The following is a 17779-nucleotide window of genomic DNA, read 5'->3' on the forward strand; positions in this document are numbered from 1 at the left end:
AGCACACGCGGGAGTCGAGACCAATGCTCTCGTGTTCGTCGCGAACGTCGACGTTTGATTCGATTGGCGGAATATGCGGATGCCGACATGGCGCGACCGCGCCGGGCATCCGTCCTGGGCCGGCATGCAATCCGCGGCCGTCAATTCGCAGCGCACCCGACTGGGTCATTGCGTGTCCCCCTGTGATTGTCGGCTCGATTGGCCGTTTCTTGACCGCGAGCAAAGCGCACGGTTGCTGGCCTGTCCAAGACATGTTTCTTTTCAGCCAGACCGAATTGGTTTGACTGATACCGGGCGGATGCCGAAGGTTTCACCCAGGGAGGACATGCGGTGCGCATGCGGCAGCTGGAGTATTTCGTGCGGGTCTGCGAGGCGGGCAGCCTCACCAAGGCGGCCGAGCTACTCGGTGTCGCCCAGCCGGCCCTGGGGTTGCAGATCAAGAGCCTCGAGGACGAACTCGGCATGCAGCTCCTGGTCCGGACACCAAGGGGAACCGTCACCACGGATGCGGGCGAAATCCTGCTGGAAGACGCGCGGGTCATCCTGAACCGGGTGCGAGAGCTACGGCGGAAGCTGCGCGATGTGGGCACCGCCGCGAAGCGCTCCATCATGCTCGGCATGACGCCGAGTCTGACCAATCTGCTGACGAGCCGGCTGCTTGGCGCGCTTCCCAAAGAGGCGCCGCACGTCAAGGTGCAGATCCTCGAGGAATTCAGCCATAGTTTGATCGAACGGGTCGACCGCGGTCAGCTCGACCTTGCACTGGCCTACAGCATTCCCGCCGATCACCCGCTGGCGCGCGAGCCGCTGCTGCGGGAAGCGCTGTTTTTTGTGTGCTGTCCGGGCTCGGAGTTCGATCGGCCAGGGCCGCTGCCGTTCCGCGATCTCGCCATGGCGGAATATGTCATGCCGGGCGAGGGCGATCTGGTTCGCCAGCGTGTGGAAGAAACGTTACACCGCAACAGCCTGCCCCTGAACATCATCTATCAGGTGCAGTCATCGCAGGCGATGAAGGATGTGATCGCCCGTGGCATGGCCTGCGGGGTGCTGCCTTACGGAACAATCGCCAAGGAACTCGCTGCCAAATCCCTGGTCGCCCGTCCCATTATCGATCCGCCGATCGTGAGGGAGCTGTTCGTGGTTTGGCCGTCCGGCAGGACGCTGACGAAGGATGAGCGCCGGGTTCTGACCATCATCAAGGGTCTGTTGCGGAGTCTCTTGATCGAGATCCCGGAACTGGCGGAGTGGCACTCCGCCGCTTAGACGTTTGAAGTGATGAACCAATGACCCGGATGGAAACGATCGCGGGAATGCTTTTGCGGTTTCCACTCGGCATCCGGTCGACATCAGCCAAACCAATTCGGTCTGGCTGAGCAGAAACATGCCTTGGACAGGCGGCCAACGGTGCGCTTTGCTTGCGGTCAAGAAAACCGCCGATCGAGCCGGGGAGGCAACAATGACCCAATCGGACGCAGTGCGTCGCGAACTGGTCGCCGCGAACCACATCCTGGCCCATGAAGGGGTGCTGGACGCGTTCGGCCATGTCAGTGTTCGCAATCCGGCCGATGCCGGCCGCTATCTGCTGTCCCGGTCCCGCAGCCCCGAAATCGTGGCGGATGCGGACATCCGCAGCTTCACCCTTGATTCGACTCCAATGGAGCCCGAATCCGGGCCGTTTTATATGGAGCGGGTGATCCACGGCGCTCTTTACCAGCTCCGTCCCGACGTCAGTGCGGTCTGCCATTTCCACGCTCCGCCGATCATGCCGTTCTGTGTCACTGGTATGGAGATTGTGCCGGTGACACATCTCGGCGCCACCATGGGTGCGAAGGTCCCGTTCTGGAGCGGGCAGGATAGTTTCGGCGATACCAACATGCTGGTCTCGACGGCGGAGGAGGGGGCCTCGCTCGCCAAGGCGATGGGCTCCAACTGGTCCGTCCTGATGGCCAACCATGGGGCCGTGGTCGCCGGCCGGACGCTGCGCGAGGTGGTCTTTCGCGCGATCCATTTTTGTCGCAACGCAGAAGTCCTCGGAGCCTCATTGCGGCTCGGCAGCGTGACACCGCTGACGGCAGGCGAGATCCGGCTTGCCAGTGAAGTCAACCTTCAGGATGTGGTTTTGCAGCGCGCCTGGGACTACTGGCTGCACAGGGTACCGCGCGATGGGGACCGATGGCCTCGCCAGGCCGGTACGGCGGCGGGGTGAACAGGAATGGCAAACCACGGACCGCAGCAGAGTTCCGCCAACGCTCCAGGGCGGGATGGGCACGATAATGTTCGAGCGGGTGGGGCGGCGATGGAAACCCCGATGGGCCGCGCCGAAACAGCTGCCTTTGGCAGCGACATCGTGGCCGAAACCCTGAGGTCGCTGGACATTCCCTATATCGCGCTCAATCCCGGCGCGAGCTTCCGTGGCTTGCACGACAGCCTGGTCAATCATCTCGGCAACGACCGGCCGCAGATGCTGCTCTGCCTCCATGAGGAGCACGCGGTCGCGATCGCGCAGGGCTATGCCAAGGTTACAGGCAAGGCGATGGCCGTCGCGGTCCATTCCAATGTCGGCCTGTTCCACGCCACCATGGCCATCTTCAACGCTTGGTGCGATCGCATGCCGGTGCTCGTGATCGGTGCGACCGGCCCGCTCGATGCCGAGAAGCGGCGCCCCTGGATCGACTGGATCCACACCGCGCGGGACCAGGGCGCGATTGTCCGCAATTACATCAAATGGGATGACCAGCCGGCATCCCCCGGTGCCGCTCGCGAGGCGCTGATCCGCGCGACATGGATCGCCGAAACGCTTCCCGCGGGGCCGGTCTACGTCAATCTTGATGCCTGGATGCAGGAGGCGCCGCTCGCCGCTCCGCTGCCGCCGCTTGACCCCAGGCGTCTCGCACCGAAGATCGAGCAGCGGCCGGCCGCAGAAGATGTCGACCGCGTTGCCGCCATGCTCCGTGCAGCGAAGCGGCCGCTGATTCTGGTTGGCCGCGTCTCTCGCTCGGAGCGCGGATGGGCGGAGCGCATCGCGCTTGCGGAAGCGGTCGGCGCGCGTGTGCTCACCGACCTTAAAGTGGGCGCCGGCTTTCCAACCGATCATCGGCTCTCGCTCGCGCCACCCGGCGTATTCCCCCTGCCTCCAGCCCATGCTGCGCTGGAGCAGGCCGATGTCGTGCTCAGCCTTGATTGGATCGCTCTCAACGGCGTGCTGCCGTCCAGGCCGGCGGCGCAGGTGATCCATGTGTCGCTCGATCACCATCTGCATAACGGTTGGAGCATGGACCATCAGGCACTCGCGCCGGTCGATCAGTTGATCGCTGCCGATCCGGATGCGCTGGTGTCGGCGCTCTGCCGTGCACTCGCCGTCGCGAGCGGTGCCGTGGAGACGGCCGTCGTGACGTCGCCGGAGTCGGGGCTGGAATCGGCTGATGCCGCGGGACCGCTTTTGGTCTCCGATCTGGCCGTCCGGCTCAGGGCGGCGCTCGCCGGAAGGCTGGTGTCGCTGCTGCACCTGCCACTGTCCTGGGACGGAGCGTTCTGGCCGTTCCGCCATCCGCTCGATTTCATCGGTTCCGACGGCGGCGGAGGCATCGGTGCCGGGCCGGGCATCTCGGTTGGCGCAGCACTTGCGCTGAGGGGCAGCGGCCGGCTGCCGGTCTCGATCTGCGGCGATGGCGACTTCCTGATGGGCGTGACCGCGCTGTGGACCGCGGTGCACTACAAGCTGCCGCTGCTCCTCGTTGTCGCCAACAACCGTTCCTTCTTCAACGATGAGGTGCATCAGGAGCGGGTGGCACGGGCGCGCGGGCGCCCGGTGGAGAACAAATGGATCGGACAGCGCATGACCGATCCGGAGATCGATCTCGCCGGGATGGCGCGCGCGCAGGGCGCCGAAGGGTTTGGCCCGGTGACGGCCCGCGCAGAGTTGGACCAGGCCTATCGCCGCGCGATTGCGGTGGTCGAGGCCGGCGGGGTCGCGGTGGTCGATGTGCGGGTCGAACCCGGCTACACGCCGGCCATGGCGAGCGCTCTCACGCGGGAGACCAAGATCCGGGAGACCAAGGAATGAGCGCGACGATTCAGGCCCTCGCCATGTCCGCCCAATCTCAGTCCGCCAAATCCCTGTCGGCGGCGGCGCCCCTCCAGGCGCCGGTTCTTGTGGTCGACGACGTGGTCCAGAGCTTCATGACGCCGGACGGGCCGATCGTCGCCGTCGATCATATGTCGCTCGATGTCGCGCCCGGCGAATTCCTGACCGTCATCGGGCCGTCCGGCTGCGGCAAGTCCACGTTGTTCAGCGTCATCGGCGGCCTGCTGGCTCCGACGGAGGGGCGCATCCGGGTCGCCGGCGAACTGGTCTCCGGGCCGCATCCGGCGATCGGCATGGTGTTCCAGGAGGAATCGACCTTTCCTTGGCGGACGGTCGTCGACAATGTCGCCTTTCCGCTGGAGATCCGCGGCTTGCCGAAGGCGGAGAGGCTGGAGCGGGCGCGCCATTTCATTTCGCTGGTCGGGCTCGACGGTTTCGAACGGCGCTACCCGGCAGAACTGTCCGGGGGGATGCGGCAGCGCGTGGCGATCGCGCGCACGCTGGCCTTCGAACCCAAGATCCTGCTGATGGATGAACCGTTCGCGGCGCTCGACGAACAGACCCGTCTCCTGCTGGGCGACAAGGTGCTCGAGATCCAGCAGGCGCTGAAGCAGACGATCGTGCTCATCACCCACAATATTGCCGAGGCGGTGCAACTGTCCGACCGCATCGTGGTGATGACCTATCGGCCGGGGCGCACCAAGCGGATCGTCGATATCGATCTGCCACGGCCGCGAACCTCCGAGATCGTCGGCAGCGACATGTTCGGCCGCTATGTTGCGGAGATCTGGAGCGATCTGCGCGACGAGGCAAGTCGGGGCATGATCGAGACCGAGCGCGCCTCGCGGGCGCGGGGCTGAGCCATGTCACGCGCGGCGACGTCAAGTCAACGCTGGGGAGCCGCGATACTTGGATTCGGTGCACTCGTCGCCGCCGTCGTCGTGCTCGAAATTCTGATCCGGGTCGACCTCGTCAGTCCGTTTGTCGTCCCGCTGCCGTCCGACGTCCTGCTCGCGTTTGAGCGCATCGTGGTTGAGGAGGGGGTGTTTCGCCGCTTTCTGGTGACCGCCGGCGAGGCTTTTGGGGCGGGTCTCATCCTGGCCGCCGTCGGCATATCTGTCGGCATTCTGCTGGATCGTCTGGAACTGCTTCGGCGAGCGACCGAAAACTGGATTGCGGCGTTCGCGGCAGCGCCGATCGTGCTGATCTATCCGCTCTTCCTCGTCATCTTCGGGCGGAGCGCCTGGACCATCGTGATGATCGGTGCGCTTGCCGGACTGCCGCCCGTCATTCTCAAGACGCTGGAGGGGCTGCGCGCGGTCCCGCCTGTCTTGATCGATGTCGGTCGCAGCTTCAGTCTCGATGCGCGCCAGCAGTTCCTGAAGATCAAGCTGCCTGCAGCGCTGCCGAGCATTTTTGTCGGTATCCGGCTCGGCCTGATGTTTGCCCTGATCAATGTTGTCGGTGTCGAGTTCCTGATCAATTTCGGCGGCCTCGGTCCTCTGATCAATGTATTGGCCGAGCGTTACGATCTGGCCGGTACCTATGCCGCGATCGCTTTCGTGGTGCTCGTCAGCGTCTGCTTCTTCGCCTCCCTGGAAAGGATCGAGCGATGGCTGCGACCCGGCTCGTAACTGGCCTCGCGCAAGGCGGCAATTCCGTTCTCGCGCTGCGCATCGCCATCATCGTGACCGGTCTGGTGCTGTGGCAAATGCTGGCGCAATCCGGACTGCTGTATCGCGACGTGGTCCCGAGCCTCTGGGCGATCGGAAGCGCGCTCGCTCGGCTGGTGGCGAGCGCGGAGTTCTACGGCAATCTGCGTGTCACCGCCATGGAGGCAGGTCTGGCCCTGCTTGTGGGCGGCGTCGCCGGCCTTGCCGTCGGTATCTTGCTGGGTGGCAACCGCCTGCTCAGCAGTGCCTTCGAGCACTATCTCTACTGGCTCGGCCCGACACCGAAGATCATCTTTTTTCCGGTCATGATCATGTGGTTCGGCGTCGGACCGGGCTCCAAGGTCGCGATGGGAGCGCTTTCCTGCTTCTTCCCGGTCGCCCTCAGCACCGCCGCGGCGATGCGAGCCATCAACCCCGTCCTGATCCGCGTCGGCCGAACCTTCCGCGCCGGCACTCTGCAAATAGTGACCAAGATCTATCTGCCGGCAATGCGGGAATCCGTCATCAACGGCCTGAGGTTGGGTCTGGGCATTGCCATCATCGGCGTGCTGCTGGCGGAGACGAAGCTCTCGAACCAGGGGCTCGGCTTCCTCATCATGCAGCACTACCAGCGTTTCGACATGCCGGCGCTGTACGCTCTGATGATCGCGATCTTCACCATCGTGATTGCTGTCAACGCGCTGCTGACCGGCGCCGGCGCGGTCGGCGGGCCGTTACGTCGGAGCAGATCAACCAAGGTGAGGTCGACATGAGCCGCATCGTGGCCGGTGTGATCGCCGTCGTGATGGCCATGAGTTTCACGGCTGCGGAGTCTGCGGAAACGAAGCTGAAACTGGCCATCGGCCAGCGTGGCAACTGGGATACGTCTGTTGCCGAACTCGGCCAGCGCGCAGGCATCTTCCGAAAGCGTGGGCTCGATCTCGATCTGCTCTACACCCAGGGGGGCGGCGAGACCATGCAGGCCGTGATCTCCGGCAGCGTCGAGATCGGCGTCGCGGCCGGAACGCTGGGCGTGCTGGGCGCCTTCGCCAAGGGAGCGCCGGTCCGCATCATCGGTGCGCAGGCCACCGGCGCGGCCGACTTCTGGTATGTCCGGGCCGACTCCAGGATGCAGACAATTCAGGATGCGGGGGCAGGAACGACGATCGCTTTTTCGACGAATGGTTCTTCCACCAACAGCGTCGTGATCGGCTTCGTCAAGGAATACAAACTCAACGCGGATCTGGTGGCGACCGGTGGCCCGCCCGCCACTTTCACTGCCGTGATGTCGGGACAGGTTGCAGTCGGATGGTCGTCGCCGCCCTTCGCTTTCGAGGCCCTCGATCAGGGCAAGATTCGCATCGTTGGGCGCGCCAACGATCTGTCTTCGATCCGCCAGGAGTCGATCCGGTGTCTGATCGCCAATGCGTCGGTGGTGGGCAAGCAGAAGGAGGCCATCACCCGCTTCATGACAGCCTATCGCGAGACGGTCGACTGGATGTATGCGAGCGACGACGCGCTGCGGTCCTATGCCGATTTCGCCCAGATCAGCATCGATACCGCGCGCCGGGTCCGCGACGAGTTCTTTCCGAAAAGCCTGCTCGATCCCGACCGGATGTCGGGCCTCGATCTGTTGACGGCCGACGCCGTCGCTTTCAAGAACCTGTCGCAGCCAATGACCTCCGAGCAGCTCAAGACCTTGATCCAGATTCCACCACCACAATAAATGGCCGGCAGATCATCGTCGGAGCAGGCAACGGCAATTGAGTTCGTTTAGAAAGGAGGCGTCATGGGTAAGCTGCTGCTGGCAATAGGGCTGATGTTGGGTATGACCGCCGGCCCTGTTGCACCGGCGGCCGCCGAGACGCTGACCCTTGCCATTGGTCAGCGCGGCAATTGGGAAAATTCCCCGCCGCATCTCGGGCAGGAGGCCGGCATTTTTAGAAAACATGGTTTGAATCTCCAGATCCTTTACACCCAGGGGGGTGGCGAGACGTTGCAGGCCGTGCTGTCGGGCAGCGTCGACATCGGTCTTGGCGTCGGGACGTCCGGCGTCATGGCAGCCTTTTCCAAAGGCGCGCCGGTCCGCATGATTGCCAACTCGGCGACTGGCGCAGCCGAGTTCTGGTACGTCCCGGCGCGCTCGGCGATCAACGCGATGAAGGATGCCGGCGGGCACAGCGTCGCCTATTCGACCAGCGGGACGTCCACCAACATCATGGCGCTGGCGCTGCTCAGAAATCTCGGAATCCAGGCCACACTCGTCGCGACCGGAAATCCGTCTTCGACCTTCACTCAGGTGATGTCGGGCCAGGTCGATGTTGGTTGGTCATCACCGCCCTTCGGCCTCCAGGCGATCGAGGAGGGCAAGATCCGCATCGTCGCGCGCGGCAGCGATCTGCCGTCGTTTCGCAATCAAACCGTGCGCGTGATGATCACCAGCACGCGCGTTCTCGCGGAGAAGAAGGGCGCCGTCGGTCGTTTCCTGGCGGCATATGCCGAAACACTCGACTGGATGTATTCGGACCCCGCCGCGGTTGCAGCCTATGCCAAATGGGTTGAAATCCCCATAGCGATCGCGCAGCGCATGCGCGACGATTTTTATCCGAAGGAGAGCCTGCGGCTCGACCGGCTTGCCGGCATCGATGCTGCGATGAGCGACGCGGTCGCGTTCAAGCTCCTGACCGCGCCGTTGAGCCGGGAGCAGCTCGCGACGCTGGTTCAGTATCCGACCAAACCAACCGAATGAGATCGCACTGATGCATCACGTTGTTTGTCTTCGTATCGCTCCGTCGATGGGATGCTCATGAGCAAGCTGCAACTTTCGGTCGCCGTCGGCGACTATGACCGCATGCGCCCGCTGGTGGACGGCCTGGTGCAGATCGACGGTGTCGATCCGCAAATCATGCTGCTGGAGCCGGAGGAAATCTTCTTTCGCGCGTTCAGGCATGAGGATTTTGACATCTGCGAATTGTCGCTCAGCAGCTACAGCATCCAAATCGCCACGGGAACCAGTCCCTACATTGCGGTGCCGGTTTTCCCGTCCCGCGCTTTCCGGCACACCTCGATCTATGTCCGCACCGACCGCATAAAATCCCCGGCCGACCTCAAGGGCCGCCGCGTCGGGGTGCCGGAATATCAACTCACGGCCAATATCTGGGTCCGCATGATTCTGGAGGAAGATTACGGAATCCGTCCGGCGGACGTCACCTGGGTTCGAGGCGGTTATGAGCAGCCGGGACGGGTCGAGAAGATCGGTCTCAATCTTCCCGCTGGCGTTGTTGTCGAGGATGTTGGCCCTGACGACACCATTTCGGCGCTACTGGCAAGCGGCCAGCTGGATGCCGTGATCGGGCCGCGGGCTCCGTCCTGTTTCGAGCGCGGCCATCCCGATGTCGGCTATCTGTTTGCCGATCCGCAGCAGATGGCGGCGGACTGGTATCGGCGGACCGGCCTTTTTCCCATCATGCACACGCTGGGGATCCGCCGTTCGCTTGCCGATCAGCATCCCTGGCTGCCGGTCGCGGTGTTCAAGGCGTTCGAACGCGCCAAGACAATCGCGCTCTCGAAGTTGGGCGATACATCTGCCGCCAAGGTGACGCTGCCTTTTGTCGAGGAGCAACTGCGGGCGGCGCGCCTCCTGATGGGTGAGGACTTCTGGGCCTACGGATTGGAACCAAACCGCAGAGTGCTGACTCGATTCCTCCAGCGTCACCACGCCGAGGGGCTGTCGGCCCGGCTGCTCACGCCGGAAGATGTGTTCCATCCGGCCTCGCTGGAGCTGCACAAAATCTAACCGACAGGCATGGTCGCAAGAGGTGATGCGGACCAGCAGTGCCCAAGCCTGCGTGCGCAACGTATTTGTCTCACGCAGCCAGGCGCGAGCAACTCAAGGCTTTTGATATTTAAGGAAGCTGCCCGACCAGAGCGGCGATCGGGGCCTCGGACTCAGCCTTCGACTGATCGCTAATCAAGCAGTCAGTTTGCGCGGACGGCCTCTGCGTTTGGAGCTGATCAAGTTGCCCAAGGAACCACTTTTCGGTTCCCGCTTCGCGCGGTCGTGCGCGGGTAAGATGTCTTGCGAGGCAGCTCTAGCGAAGTCTCGCTGGTGCTCCACGAACAGTCGCAGTTGGATTTCACAAGTATCGCAGCAGTCCTGCACAATGGCGGTGCGGGCCATGATGGCATCACGCCGTATGATTCCGTCCAGCGCTCGCGCATGGTTGGTCAGTGTGCCGACGGCATCGCCTATCGCGGCCCAGCGGCTATAGGCGGAGATCTTCGCCCACATGGTTTCGATCATGGCCAGCAGCGTTTTAGAACTGCTGGCGCGATAGATGCACATGTGGAATTTTAGATTCAGGGCGATATAGCTCCGGATGTCGTCCGACCGCAGCGCCTGCTTCATCGCCTCGAAATGGCCTTTGAGCTCTTCGATCTCGCGCGTTGATGCATGTTGCGAGGCGAGCTCGGCGGCGAGGCCTTCAAGGGCAATGCGGATATCGCGGTACTCGACGATCTGCGCTGGTGTCACTTCGGGCACGGTCACGGTTCGGTTCTCGTGCATCACGAGAATGCCTTCGGCCTGCAGCCGGCTCAGCGCCTGACGAACCGGCATCTGGCTGATGCCGAAGGCTTCCGCCGTGCTGCGCAGACTGATGCTCTGTCCCGGTAGGAACTCGCCATTCAGCAGGGCGTCGCGGAGCAGGTCGTAAGTTCGCTGCGCGACGGTAGTGAAATTCTCGGTGGTGTCGTTCGACTCGGCCTGGACGGTCATGTCCGCAAATCCCTCCGGCCTGTGTGCATCCGGAGTCCGGCTGTTTGCGGCCTTCACTTCTCCGGGGGCGGGATCGGACTTGGGCGGGCGTGGCATGGGGCACCTGAGACGGCTCGGAGGCCTTTGAGAACGAGATTCGGCGCAATTTATCTCATTTGTGATCGCGAATATATGGACTTGGATAAGGGAAGCCCAGCTGCCGGACAATGAAGGCCGAGATAACCCGTTAAAAAGATTCCTATTGACACTTTCGCGAAACTATTAAAAATTCGCGATCACTAATTTAAAACAACTCAATCCCTGCGTAATGAGGCAGCACACCGGCTTTGGGGTGGGCAACTGCCGCAGCCGGAGGCTGATGTGATCGAAGCCCTGCAAGGCACAGCTCCGAAGGATGTCATCCGGATCAGCCGGCTGCGCAAAACGTTCGGTCGGGGCACGGCGAGCGAACTGATCGCGCTCAACGACATCAATTGCTCGATCCGTGAGGGCGACTTCGTCTCAGTCGTCGGACCGAGCGGCTGTGGCAAGAGCACGCTGCTGCGGATCCTGGCGGGCCTGCTCGATTATTCCGACGGATCGGTCACCATGGATGATCAGCCGGTGCGCGGCACCCGCCGCGACGTCGGCGTGGTGTTTCAAAGTTCGATTCTGCTGCTGTGGCGGACCATCCTCGACAACGTCATGCTGCCCGCCGAAGTGCTCGGGCTCGACATTACTGCCGCGCGGCATCGCGCCCGTGAGTTGCTGGCGATGGTGCGGCTCGAGGGCTTCGAGGATCGGTTACCTTGCGAGCTTTCCGGCGGGATGCAGCAGCGGGCGTCGATCGCCCGTGCCTTGCTGCACGATCCGCGCATCCTGTTGATGGACGAACCGTTCGGCGCGCTCGACGCCATGACGCGCGAGCAGATGAATATGGAGCTGCAACGCATCTGGGCCGAGAGCCGCAAGACCATCATCCTGATCACCCATTCGATTCCCGAAGCGGTGTTCCTCGGCGACGTGGTGCTGGTGATGACCGCGAGACCCGGGACGCTGGAGCGAGTGATTGCGGTCGACCTGCCGCGTCCGCGGACGATGGCGTCGACGTCGGCGCCGGAGTTCGGCGCCAGGACGCAGGAAATTCGCACACTGTTCAATCACGCCGGCTCGTTCGACTGAGCGGTCCGACACCTGATCGTGGAGCAGGGGATGTCCGAGATGACGACCATGAGTTCGGGAGCGGGCGGGATGACCGAGGACATGACGGCACGGCCGAAAGCTGGCCGCGCGATCCCGCCCAGAATCCAGTCGCTGATCCTGCTCGTTGCGTTCATTGTGCTGTGGGAGGGCGGGGTGCGGATCTTCCAGGTCCCGCGCTGGCTGATCCCGCCCGTCAGCGACATCGCTGTTGCGTTGTGGCGCGGCCTGGCCACCAGCCCGTTCGCCCACGACGGTTTTTGGTACCACAGCTTCATTACCATGACCGAGACCGTGCTCGGCTATCTGGTCGGCTGTGGGCTCGGGTTCGCGCTCGCCGTGGCGATTTCCCAGACCGAGAATCTGGAAGCCGTGCTGCGGCCGTTCATCGTCGCGTTCCAGAGCCTGCCGAAGGTGGCGGTGGCGCCGATCATCGTGCTGTGGCTCGGCTTCGGATTGGCCTCGAAGGTCGCTATCGTCGCGTTGCTGACATTCTTTCCGGTGCTCATCACCGGCCTTGCCGGATTTCAGGCGGTCGAACCCGAGCGCATTGAGCTGCTGCGTTCGCTCTCCGCCAGCCGCTGGCACATTTTCACCAAGGTGAAGTTCTGGACCGCGCTGCCGTTCATTTTTGCCGGCCTCGAAATGGCTGCCGCCTTCGCCGTGGTCGGGGCCATCGTCGGGGAGTTCGTTGGCGCTCAGTCCGGCCTCGGCGTGCTGATCCTGCAACTCGATAGCGCCATGGACGTTGGCGGCAGTTTTGCGGTGTTTGTGATCCTGTCTCTGATCGGCATTGCGCTGAGCGCGATTATTCGCGCACTGCAAAACAAGGTGCTGTACTGGCAGCCGAAGCAGCAGACACAGCGCACCATCAATCTCTAGCGCCGGGGAGACCGAGATGATCGACCGACGACGATTGGGACAGTCCGCATTGGGACTGGCGCTGGCCGCAGCGCTGCCGTCAACCATAGCGCGATCACAGCAGCCGACGCTGTTTCGGATTGCGAACGCGGCCGGCATCAACGATCCGCAACAGATTTTCGTGTCCGCGGGACGTCATCCGCGGCTCGGCTTCTACCAGGCCGAGGGCGTCGACTTCGAGTTGGTCAACGTCGCCAATCCGTCGCAGGGTATGCAATCGGTAGCGACCGGCGAAACCACGCTGGCGTCGCTGTCGCCGGGGATTTTTCTGCCCATAGTTGCCAGGGATCCGTCGTTTCCGGTGATCGCGGCCTATTGCTGGCTACCACGCAACGCCTCCACGATCGGGGTCAAACCCGACAGTCCCTATCAGACGATCGCCGACCTTCGCGGCAAACGGATCGGCGTGCGCAATCAGGGCGATATCGGACGCTACGTGGTCAAGACCATGCTGCGGGAGTTAGGCCTCGACGACGCCGGGACGGACTACATCGCCGTCGGCGACGGCGGCGGCGCGGGCACCGCCCTCCATCACGGTCAGGTCGACGCCATCGCCTCGTTCGACACCGCCTGCGCTCGCGTCGAGCTCGCCGGCTTCAAACTGCGTTACGTGCCGCTGACGCCGGGGTTTGCCGCGACACCCTCAGGCTATTTCGGTTTCAGCAAGAAGATGGTCAGCGAGAAACGCCGGGAGCTGGTCGGCTTCATGCGCGCGGTCGCGAAATCGACGATCTTCGCCCGGACCAATCCCGCGCCGTGCATCGATATGCATTGGGAAATGTATCCCGAGAGCCGGCCGAAGTCGAAATCCGAGGCGGAGGCGAGGGCCGAGATGATGTTCCTGCTCAGCAAGCGGATGGACAAATGGATGCCGCGCCCGAACGACCCGGACCAGCGCATGGGCGCGACCACGATCACGGACTGGAATTCGCTGATCACGATCACCGGCGAGACGGTGAGCGACCCGCAGCTTGCGGCCAAAATCGGTGACCCGCGCAAACTGTTCACCAACGACATGATCGACGACATCAACGCATTCGACAGGGAGGCTATCGTGCGCCAGGCCAAGACTTTCGAGCTCTAAGACTTTCAAGCTCCAAGGCATTTAACTCCTCGGGTTCTAAGGCGTCTTAGACTCCAAACATCAAGACCTGCAAAGTCTCCAGGCCGGCGCACGAGGCGCCGATCGCGGACTCATGCGCCAAAAAGCGGAGCGACTGCCATGAAGGACATCCAGCAAACGTCGGTGATGATCGTCGGGGGCGGTCCGGTCGGGCTATCCATGGCAATGCTGCTCGATCGTTTCGGCATCGGCTGCATTGTTGCCGAACGCAGCGCCGCCACGACGGAGCACCCCAAAGCGCGGGGCTGCTGGGTCCGCACTATGGAAATCTTTCGGCAATGGGGCGTCGAGGCGCCGATCCGCAACCGCGGACTGAAGAACGACAGCGATACCTTTGCGATCATGCAGACGGTTGCGGGTCATGAATACGGGCGTTCGCGCCCGGAGCCGAACCGCGAGCAGACGCCAGCATGGAAAAGTGTGGTGGCACAGGACGCCATCGAAGAGGAAATCTTCAAGAAATTGCAAGGCGCCCGCAACGTCCGGATTTGGTTCAACACCGAAGTCCTCTCATTCGAGGAAACGAATGACGGAGTCCTGGTCCGCACCCGTTCGATGGACACCGGGGAGGAAACGGAATGCCGCGCGACCTATCTGATCGCCGCTGACGGGGCGGCCAGCACCATGCGCCGGGCGGCCGGCGTCGAGATGATTGGACCGGCGACACTCGCCGTCATGTCTAACGACTATTGGAAAGGCGATCTGTCGAGCCTGGGTGGCGTTGCGCAGGATGCCGCAGGTTTTTTCCTGGTTCCTGAACACGCCGGCGAGCCGCGTGTCACTATTCTGAATACCAACGGCCGTGATCGCTGGCTGACGGTCATGAAGATTGGCGGCACCAAGGATGACCGCGAGCGCCCCTGGACTGACAGCGAATTCGCTGAGATGACGCGGCGGCATGTCGGGTTGCCCGATCTCGATGTCAGCGTCATCAATCGTTCGATCTGGCGCGTCAGCATGCAGATCGCCGAAACCTTCCGCAAAGGTCGTGTCTTCATTGCCGGCGATGCCGCGCATCGTTTTCCGCCCACAGGTGGATTCGGGATGAACACCGGGGTGCAGGATGCCCACAATCTGGCCTGGAAGCTTGCCTTTGTGCTGAAGGGACTGGCCTCGGACCGTCTGCTCGACACCTATTCATCGGAGCGGCGGACGGTCGCCCAGTCCAATGCCAATTTCAGCCTCGGCAATCACCACCGCTTCGACGCGATCGAGGAGGCGGTGCGGTCGAAAAACCAGGATCGGATTCAGTTCTGGGTCGACGACATGGACAACCACACCCACAGCATCGGCCAGAATCTGGGATTGAGTTACGAGGGCAGCGCCGTGATCGGAGACGGGACCGTCGCCCCAGCACACAACCCGCGCTACTACACGCCGTCGGACCGGCCGGGCGCGCTTCCCGCATCTGTGGCTAGATCCCGCGCGCAAGACGTCGACGCTGGACTGGTTCGACCAGGATTTCGTCGTTGTCACCGGGCCACAAGGTGGCGAATGGTTGGAGGCGGGTCGTACGGTGTCGAAGAAGACCGGCATTCCGCTCGGACTTGAAGCGCTGCCACGGTCGGATCCACGCGACGGCATTCACATCGGTTCGCGCGGCGTGGCGCTGGTGCGTCCCGATGGTCACGTGGCCTGGCGCATGCCGTGGCTGCCGGTCGATCCGGCCAGGGAATTGGCCGGTGCCCTGACCACGTTGCTCGGGTGAGGTGCGGAGATGGAGCAGATCAGAGCCAACGGCATCTCGGTTGCCTTCCAGCGCCGCGGCAACGGTCCGCCACTGGTGCTGATGCACGGCAACGAGGCTGACCATGCGATGTTCGACGCGCTGGTTGAATGTCTCATCGGAGACTTCACGGTGTATGCCTACGACCAGCGTGATTGCGGGCAGACGGAAAATCCAGCGCTGCCCTATACGCTCGCCGATCTCGGCGACGACGCGGCAGCCTTTATCACGGCCCTGGGGCTGCCACGGGCGCATGTCTATGGCAGTTCGCTCGGCGGCCTCGTTGCCCAGTCGCTCGCCGCGCGGCATCCGGACAGCGTCGACCGTCTGGTGCTTGGCAACACCTGGCGCGCTGGCATTAGCCCGGTTGAATTCAATCCCGAAGGCATCAAGCAGATGGCTGCCTACCGCGCGGACCTAGCCGCCTATGCGCCGAAGCTCGCGGAGTTGTTCTTTCCGCCGGCGTTCATCCGGCAGCGACCGTCGATTGTCGAGATGTTCCGCGCCGGCGGCCGCAGCGAGGACAAGCGCACCCGCCGCGGCGCCGTGATCTCGCAGACCGCGCCTGCGGAGCTCTCCCGTTTCCCCAGACCGGTGCTGCTTCTCACCGGCTCTGAGGATCGGATGATCCCGCCGGCGGCGACCGCCGCGCTCGCCGACACCATCCCCGATGCCCGGCTCGTGACCCTCGACGGCGTCGGCCATGTCGGCGTGATCCAGGTTCCCGATCTCGTTGCGAGAATTGTCATCGATTTCCTGCGCGAGGCCGCCTGACCCGCGATCGAACCGCGCCAGTCTGTTCCATCATTGTGAGACCTGACCCATGCGACACGAAACCGTGACAGACATTTTGCTCCCGAAGTTTGATTGTACCCGCCTCGACCGATTGATGGACGACGCCGGACTTGACGTCATCCTCGCAACGTCGCGGCACAATGTGCAGTATTTGCTGGGGGGCTATCGCTGCTTCTTCTTTGAGTCGATCGAGGCGATCGGAACCAGCCGCTATCTGCCGATCCTGGTCTATCCGAAGGCGCGCCCCGAGGACGCGCTCTATATAGGCAGCGTCATGGAAAAGGCGGCACGCGAGCGAGGCTGTCTCTGGACGCCTTATTGCGCCCCGGAGGGTTGGGGGTCGATGGACGCGATTGCGATTGCGATCGCGCATCTGAACAAGCTTGGCCATCCGCCGGAACGCATCGGGATTGAGGCCGGGTTTCTACCCGCAGATGCGAAGGATACGCTGGCTGCGGGTTTTGAGGGCGCGGCCATCATCGATGCCCATCGCACGCTTGAACTGCTGCGTGCGATCAAGACCCCGGAGGAGCTTGCGCTGGTTCGCGGCGCGTCCGACGGAGTGGTCGATGCCATGGTCGCGACGTTTGCCGCAGTTCGGGTCGGGATGACCAAGCACGAGATCGTCGAGCAACTGCGCCGCGAGCAGTTCGCCCGCGGTATCGATTTCAACTTCTGCCAGATAGCGGTCGGCGCGAGCTTCGACCGGGTGCCGTCGGATCAGGTGCTGCAGCCGGGCGATGTCGTGTCGCTGGATTCCGGTGCGAACCTCAAGGGTTATGTCGGTGATCTCTGCCGTATGGGGGTCGCCGGCGATCCCGATCCTGAACTCGCGGACATTCTCGCCGAGATTGATCAGGTGCAGCAGGCCGCGCGCGGTGCAGTTCGTGCCGGCATTGCGGGCAGGGAGTTGATTGCGGCGGGCGACGCGGCAGTCAAAGCCAGTTTACATAGCTCCCTGATTGATTTCACGGTCCATGGTCTCGGACTGGTGAATCACGAGGCGCCGCGGCTGGCCCATGGAAGGCCGCTGCCTTACCCCGCCGACGATGCGCAGCTGCCGCTTGAAGCCGGGATGGTGATTTCGGTTGAAACATCGGTCCGTCACCCGACGCGTGGTTTCATCAAGCTGGAGGATACGCTTGTTGTCACCAGCGACGGCAGCGAAGCTTTTGGCGATCACGCGCGTGGCTGGAATCGGATCCCAGGGTAACAAGACGATGGACATTCCGGCGTTGCAGCAGGCGATTGACAGCATCGATGATGAATTAATTTCGTTGCTGCAGCGACGATTCGTGTTTTCTCGGCAAATCGGTGCACTCAAGAAACAGACGGGACAACTTTCGATCGACGAACAAAGAGTCATCAGCCAGCGAACGCGGTTCGTCCGCCGCTGCATCGAGAGCGGGCTTGACCCGACCATGTCGCAACAGCTCGTTCTTGTCATCACCGAGCAGGTCATCACGGAGCGACTCGGCGGATCCACTCGACCGACTTAGTAAATTTGCGAACAGTTCGGATA

The 17779-nt window shown here is 63.0% G+C and carries 18 protein-coding genes; 17 read left to right on the forward strand and 1 reads right to left on the reverse strand.

Annotation, left to right across the window (positions count from 1 at the left end):
* Positions 1-336: 336 nt before the first annotated feature.
* The 9 genes from RS897_RS27225 to RS897_RS27265 all read left to right on the forward strand — a co-directional run bounded on the left by RS897_RS27225 (position 337) and on the right by RS897_RS27265 (position 9532).
* Entirely contained in the window at positions 337-1263 is a 927-nt protein-coding gene (locus RS897_RS27225) for a LysR family transcriptional regulator (protein WP_315831816.1), read from the forward strand.
* Between the two features lie 193 nt (positions 1264-1456).
* Positions 1457-2206 (forward strand): class II aldolase/adducin family protein, encoded by a 750-nt coding sequence (locus RS897_RS27230; RefSeq protein WP_315831817.1) that lies wholly within the window; start codon positions 1457-1459, stop codon positions 2204-2206.
* A gap of 102 nt (positions 2207-2308) precedes the next feature.
* Positions 2309-4063 carry a thiamine pyrophosphate-binding protein gene (locus tag RS897_RS27235; protein ID WP_315831818.1) on the forward strand — a complete coding sequence of 585 codons (1755 nt, stop codon included), beginning with the start codon at positions 2309-2311 and terminating at the stop codon, positions 4061-4063.
* Complete coding sequence (locus tag RS897_RS27240) at positions 4060-4944, forward strand: ABC transporter ATP-binding protein (protein WP_315831819.1); 885 nt, start codon at positions 4060-4062, stop codon at positions 4942-4944. The genes RS897_RS27235 and RS897_RS27240 overlap by 4 nt, the downstream gene beginning before the upstream one ends.
* Before the next feature lie 3 nt (positions 4945-4947).
* Positions 4948-5718, forward strand: coding sequence for an ABC transporter permease (locus tag RS897_RS27245; protein WP_315831820.1), 771 nt, complete (start codon positions 4948-4950; stop codon positions 5716-5718).
* Entirely contained in the window at positions 5697-6509 is an 813-nt protein-coding gene (locus tag RS897_RS27250; RefSeq protein WP_315831821.1) for an ABC transporter permease, read from the forward strand. The genes RS897_RS27245 and RS897_RS27250 overlap by 22 nt, the downstream gene beginning before the upstream one ends.
* Positions 6506-7462 carry an ABC transporter substrate-binding protein gene (locus tag RS897_RS27255; protein ID WP_315831822.1) on the forward strand — a complete coding sequence of 319 codons (957 nt, stop codon included), beginning with the start codon at positions 6506-6508 and terminating at the stop codon, positions 7460-7462. Before RS897_RS27250 ends, RS897_RS27255 begins: the two co-directional genes overlap by 4 nt.
* Positions 7463-7525: 63 nt before the next feature.
* Positions 7526-8485, forward strand: coding sequence for an ABC transporter substrate-binding protein (locus RS897_RS27260; protein WP_315831823.1), 960 nt, complete (start codon positions 7526-7528; stop codon positions 8483-8485).
* A gap of 57 nt (positions 8486-8542) precedes the next feature.
* Positions 8543-9532 carry an ABC transporter substrate-binding protein gene (locus RS897_RS27265; RefSeq protein ID WP_315831824.1) on the forward strand — a complete coding sequence of 330 codons (990 nt, stop codon included), beginning with the start codon at positions 8543-8545 and terminating at the stop codon, positions 9530-9532.
* 174 nt (positions 9533-9706) lie between these two features.
* Here RS897_RS27265 and RS897_RS27270 read toward each other — a convergent pair whose 3' ends face one another.
* Positions 9707-10513 carry a GntR family transcriptional regulator gene (locus RS897_RS27270; RefSeq protein WP_315831825.1) on the reverse strand — a complete coding sequence of 269 codons (807 nt, stop codon included), beginning with the start codon at positions 10511-10513 and terminating at the stop codon, positions 9707-9709.
* A 360-nt stretch (positions 10514-10873) separates the two neighbouring features.
* Between RS897_RS27270 and RS897_RS27275 the strand changes: the two genes are divergently transcribed.
* From RS897_RS27275 to RS897_RS27310, 8 genes are all read left to right on the forward strand, one after another.
* Complete coding sequence (locus tag RS897_RS27275) at positions 10874-11674, forward strand: ABC transporter ATP-binding protein (RefSeq protein ID WP_315831826.1); 801 nt, start codon at positions 10874-10876, stop codon at positions 11672-11674.
* A 30-nt stretch (positions 11675-11704) separates the two neighbouring features.
* Complete coding sequence (locus RS897_RS27280; RefSeq protein ID WP_315831827.1) at positions 11705-12574, forward strand: ABC transporter permease; 870 nt, start codon at positions 11705-11707, stop codon at positions 12572-12574.
* Between the two features lie 16 nt (positions 12575-12590).
* The gene (locus RS897_RS27285; protein WP_315831828.1) at positions 12591-13697 is read left to right on the forward strand and encodes an ABC transporter substrate-binding protein; all 1107 of its coding nucleotides are present in this window, start codon (positions 12591-12593) and stop codon (positions 13695-13697) included.
* A gap of 138 nt (positions 13698-13835) precedes the next feature.
* On the forward strand, positions 13836-15287 hold the full coding sequence (locus tag RS897_RS27290; RefSeq protein ID WP_315831829.1) for an FAD-dependent monooxygenase: 1452 nt from the start codon (positions 13836-13838) through the stop codon (positions 15285-15287).
* Positions 15178-15444 (forward strand): aromatic-ring hydroxylase C-terminal domain-containing protein, encoded by a 267-nt coding sequence (locus RS897_RS27295; RefSeq protein ID WP_407654572.1) that lies wholly within the window; start codon positions 15178-15180, stop codon positions 15442-15444. The genes RS897_RS27290 and RS897_RS27295 overlap by 110 nt, the downstream gene beginning before the upstream one ends.
* 9 nt (positions 15445-15453) lie before the next feature.
* Positions 15454-16236 (forward strand): alpha/beta fold hydrolase, encoded by a 783-nt coding sequence (locus RS897_RS27300; RefSeq protein WP_315831831.1) that lies wholly within the window; start codon positions 15454-15456, stop codon positions 16234-16236.
* Positions 16237-16285: 49 nt separating this feature from the next.
* Positions 16286-17470, forward strand: a complete 1185-nt coding sequence (locus RS897_RS27305; RefSeq protein ID WP_315831832.1) for a M24 family metallopeptidase — start codon at positions 16286-16288, stop codon at positions 17468-17470.
* A 7-nt stretch (positions 17471-17477) separates the two neighbouring features.
* Positions 17478-17756 carry a chorismate mutase gene (locus RS897_RS27310; RefSeq protein ID WP_315831833.1) on the forward strand — a complete coding sequence of 93 codons (279 nt, stop codon included), beginning with the start codon at positions 17478-17480 and terminating at the stop codon, positions 17754-17756.
* The last annotated feature ends 23 nt before the right edge of the window (positions 17757-17779 follow it).

This window comes from Bradyrhizobium prioriisuperbiae (assembly GCF_032397745.1).
GTDB classification, from domain to species: Bacteria; Pseudomonadota; Alphaproteobacteria; order Rhizobiales; family Xanthobacteraceae; genus Bradyrhizobium_A; species Bradyrhizobium_A prioriisuperbiae.

Excerpts from the sequence above, each read along its gene's own strand:
- RS897_RS27245 (WP_315831820.1), top strand. The coding sequence starts at position 4,948 with ATGTCACGCGCGGCGACGTCAAGTCAACGCTGGGGAGCCGCGATACTT.
- RS897_RS27265 (WP_315831824.1), top strand. The coding sequence starts at position 8,543 with ATGAGCAAGCTGCAACTTTCGGTCGCCGTCGGCGACTATGACCGCATG.
- RS897_RS27290 (WP_315831829.1), top strand. The coding sequence starts at position 13,836 with ATGAAGGACATCCAGCAAACGTCGGTGATGATCGTCGGGGGCGGTCCG.
- RS897_RS27260 (WP_315831823.1), top strand. The coding sequence starts at position 7,526 with ATGGGTAAGCTGCTGCTGGCAATAGGGCTGATGTTGGGTATGACCGCC.
- RS897_RS27250 (WP_315831821.1), top strand. The coding sequence starts at position 5,697 with ATGGCTGCGACCCGGCTCGTAACTGGCCTCGCGCAAGGCGGCAATTCC.
- RS897_RS27240 (WP_315831819.1), top strand. The coding sequence starts at position 4,060 with ATGAGCGCGACGATTCAGGCCCTCGCCATGTCCGCCCAATCTCAGTCC.
- RS897_RS27235 (WP_315831818.1), top strand. The coding sequence starts at position 2,309 with ATGGGCCGCGCCGAAACAGCTGCCTTTGGCAGCGACATCGTGGCCGAA.
- RS897_RS27270 (WP_315831825.1), bottom strand. The coding sequence starts at position 10,513 with ATGACCGTCCAGGCCGAGTCGAACGACACCACCGAGAATTTCACTACC.
- RS897_RS27305 (WP_315831832.1), top strand. The coding sequence starts at position 16,286 with ATGCGACACGAAACCGTGACAGACATTTTGCTCCCGAAGTTTGATTGT.
- RS897_RS27300 (WP_315831831.1), top strand. The coding sequence starts at position 15,454 with ATGGAGCAGATCAGAGCCAACGGCATCTCGGTTGCCTTCCAGCGCCGC.
- RS897_RS27280 (WP_315831827.1), top strand. The coding sequence starts at position 11,705 with ATGTCCGAGATGACGACCATGAGTTCGGGAGCGGGCGGGATGACCGAG.
- RS897_RS27255 (WP_315831822.1), top strand. The coding sequence starts at position 6,506 with ATGAGCCGCATCGTGGCCGGTGTGATCGCCGTCGTGATGGCCATGAGT.
- RS897_RS27225 (WP_315831816.1), top strand. The coding sequence starts at position 337 with ATGCGGCAGCTGGAGTATTTCGTGCGGGTCTGCGAGGCGGGCAGCCTC.
- RS897_RS27310 (WP_315831833.1), top strand. The coding sequence starts at position 17,478 with ATGGACATTCCGGCGTTGCAGCAGGCGATTGACAGCATCGATGATGAA.
- RS897_RS27285 (WP_315831828.1), top strand. The coding sequence starts at position 12,591 with ATGATCGACCGACGACGATTGGGACAGTCCGCATTGGGACTGGCGCTG.
- RS897_RS27230 (WP_315831817.1), top strand. The coding sequence starts at position 1,457 with ATGACCCAATCGGACGCAGTGCGTCGCGAACTGGTCGCCGCGAACCAC.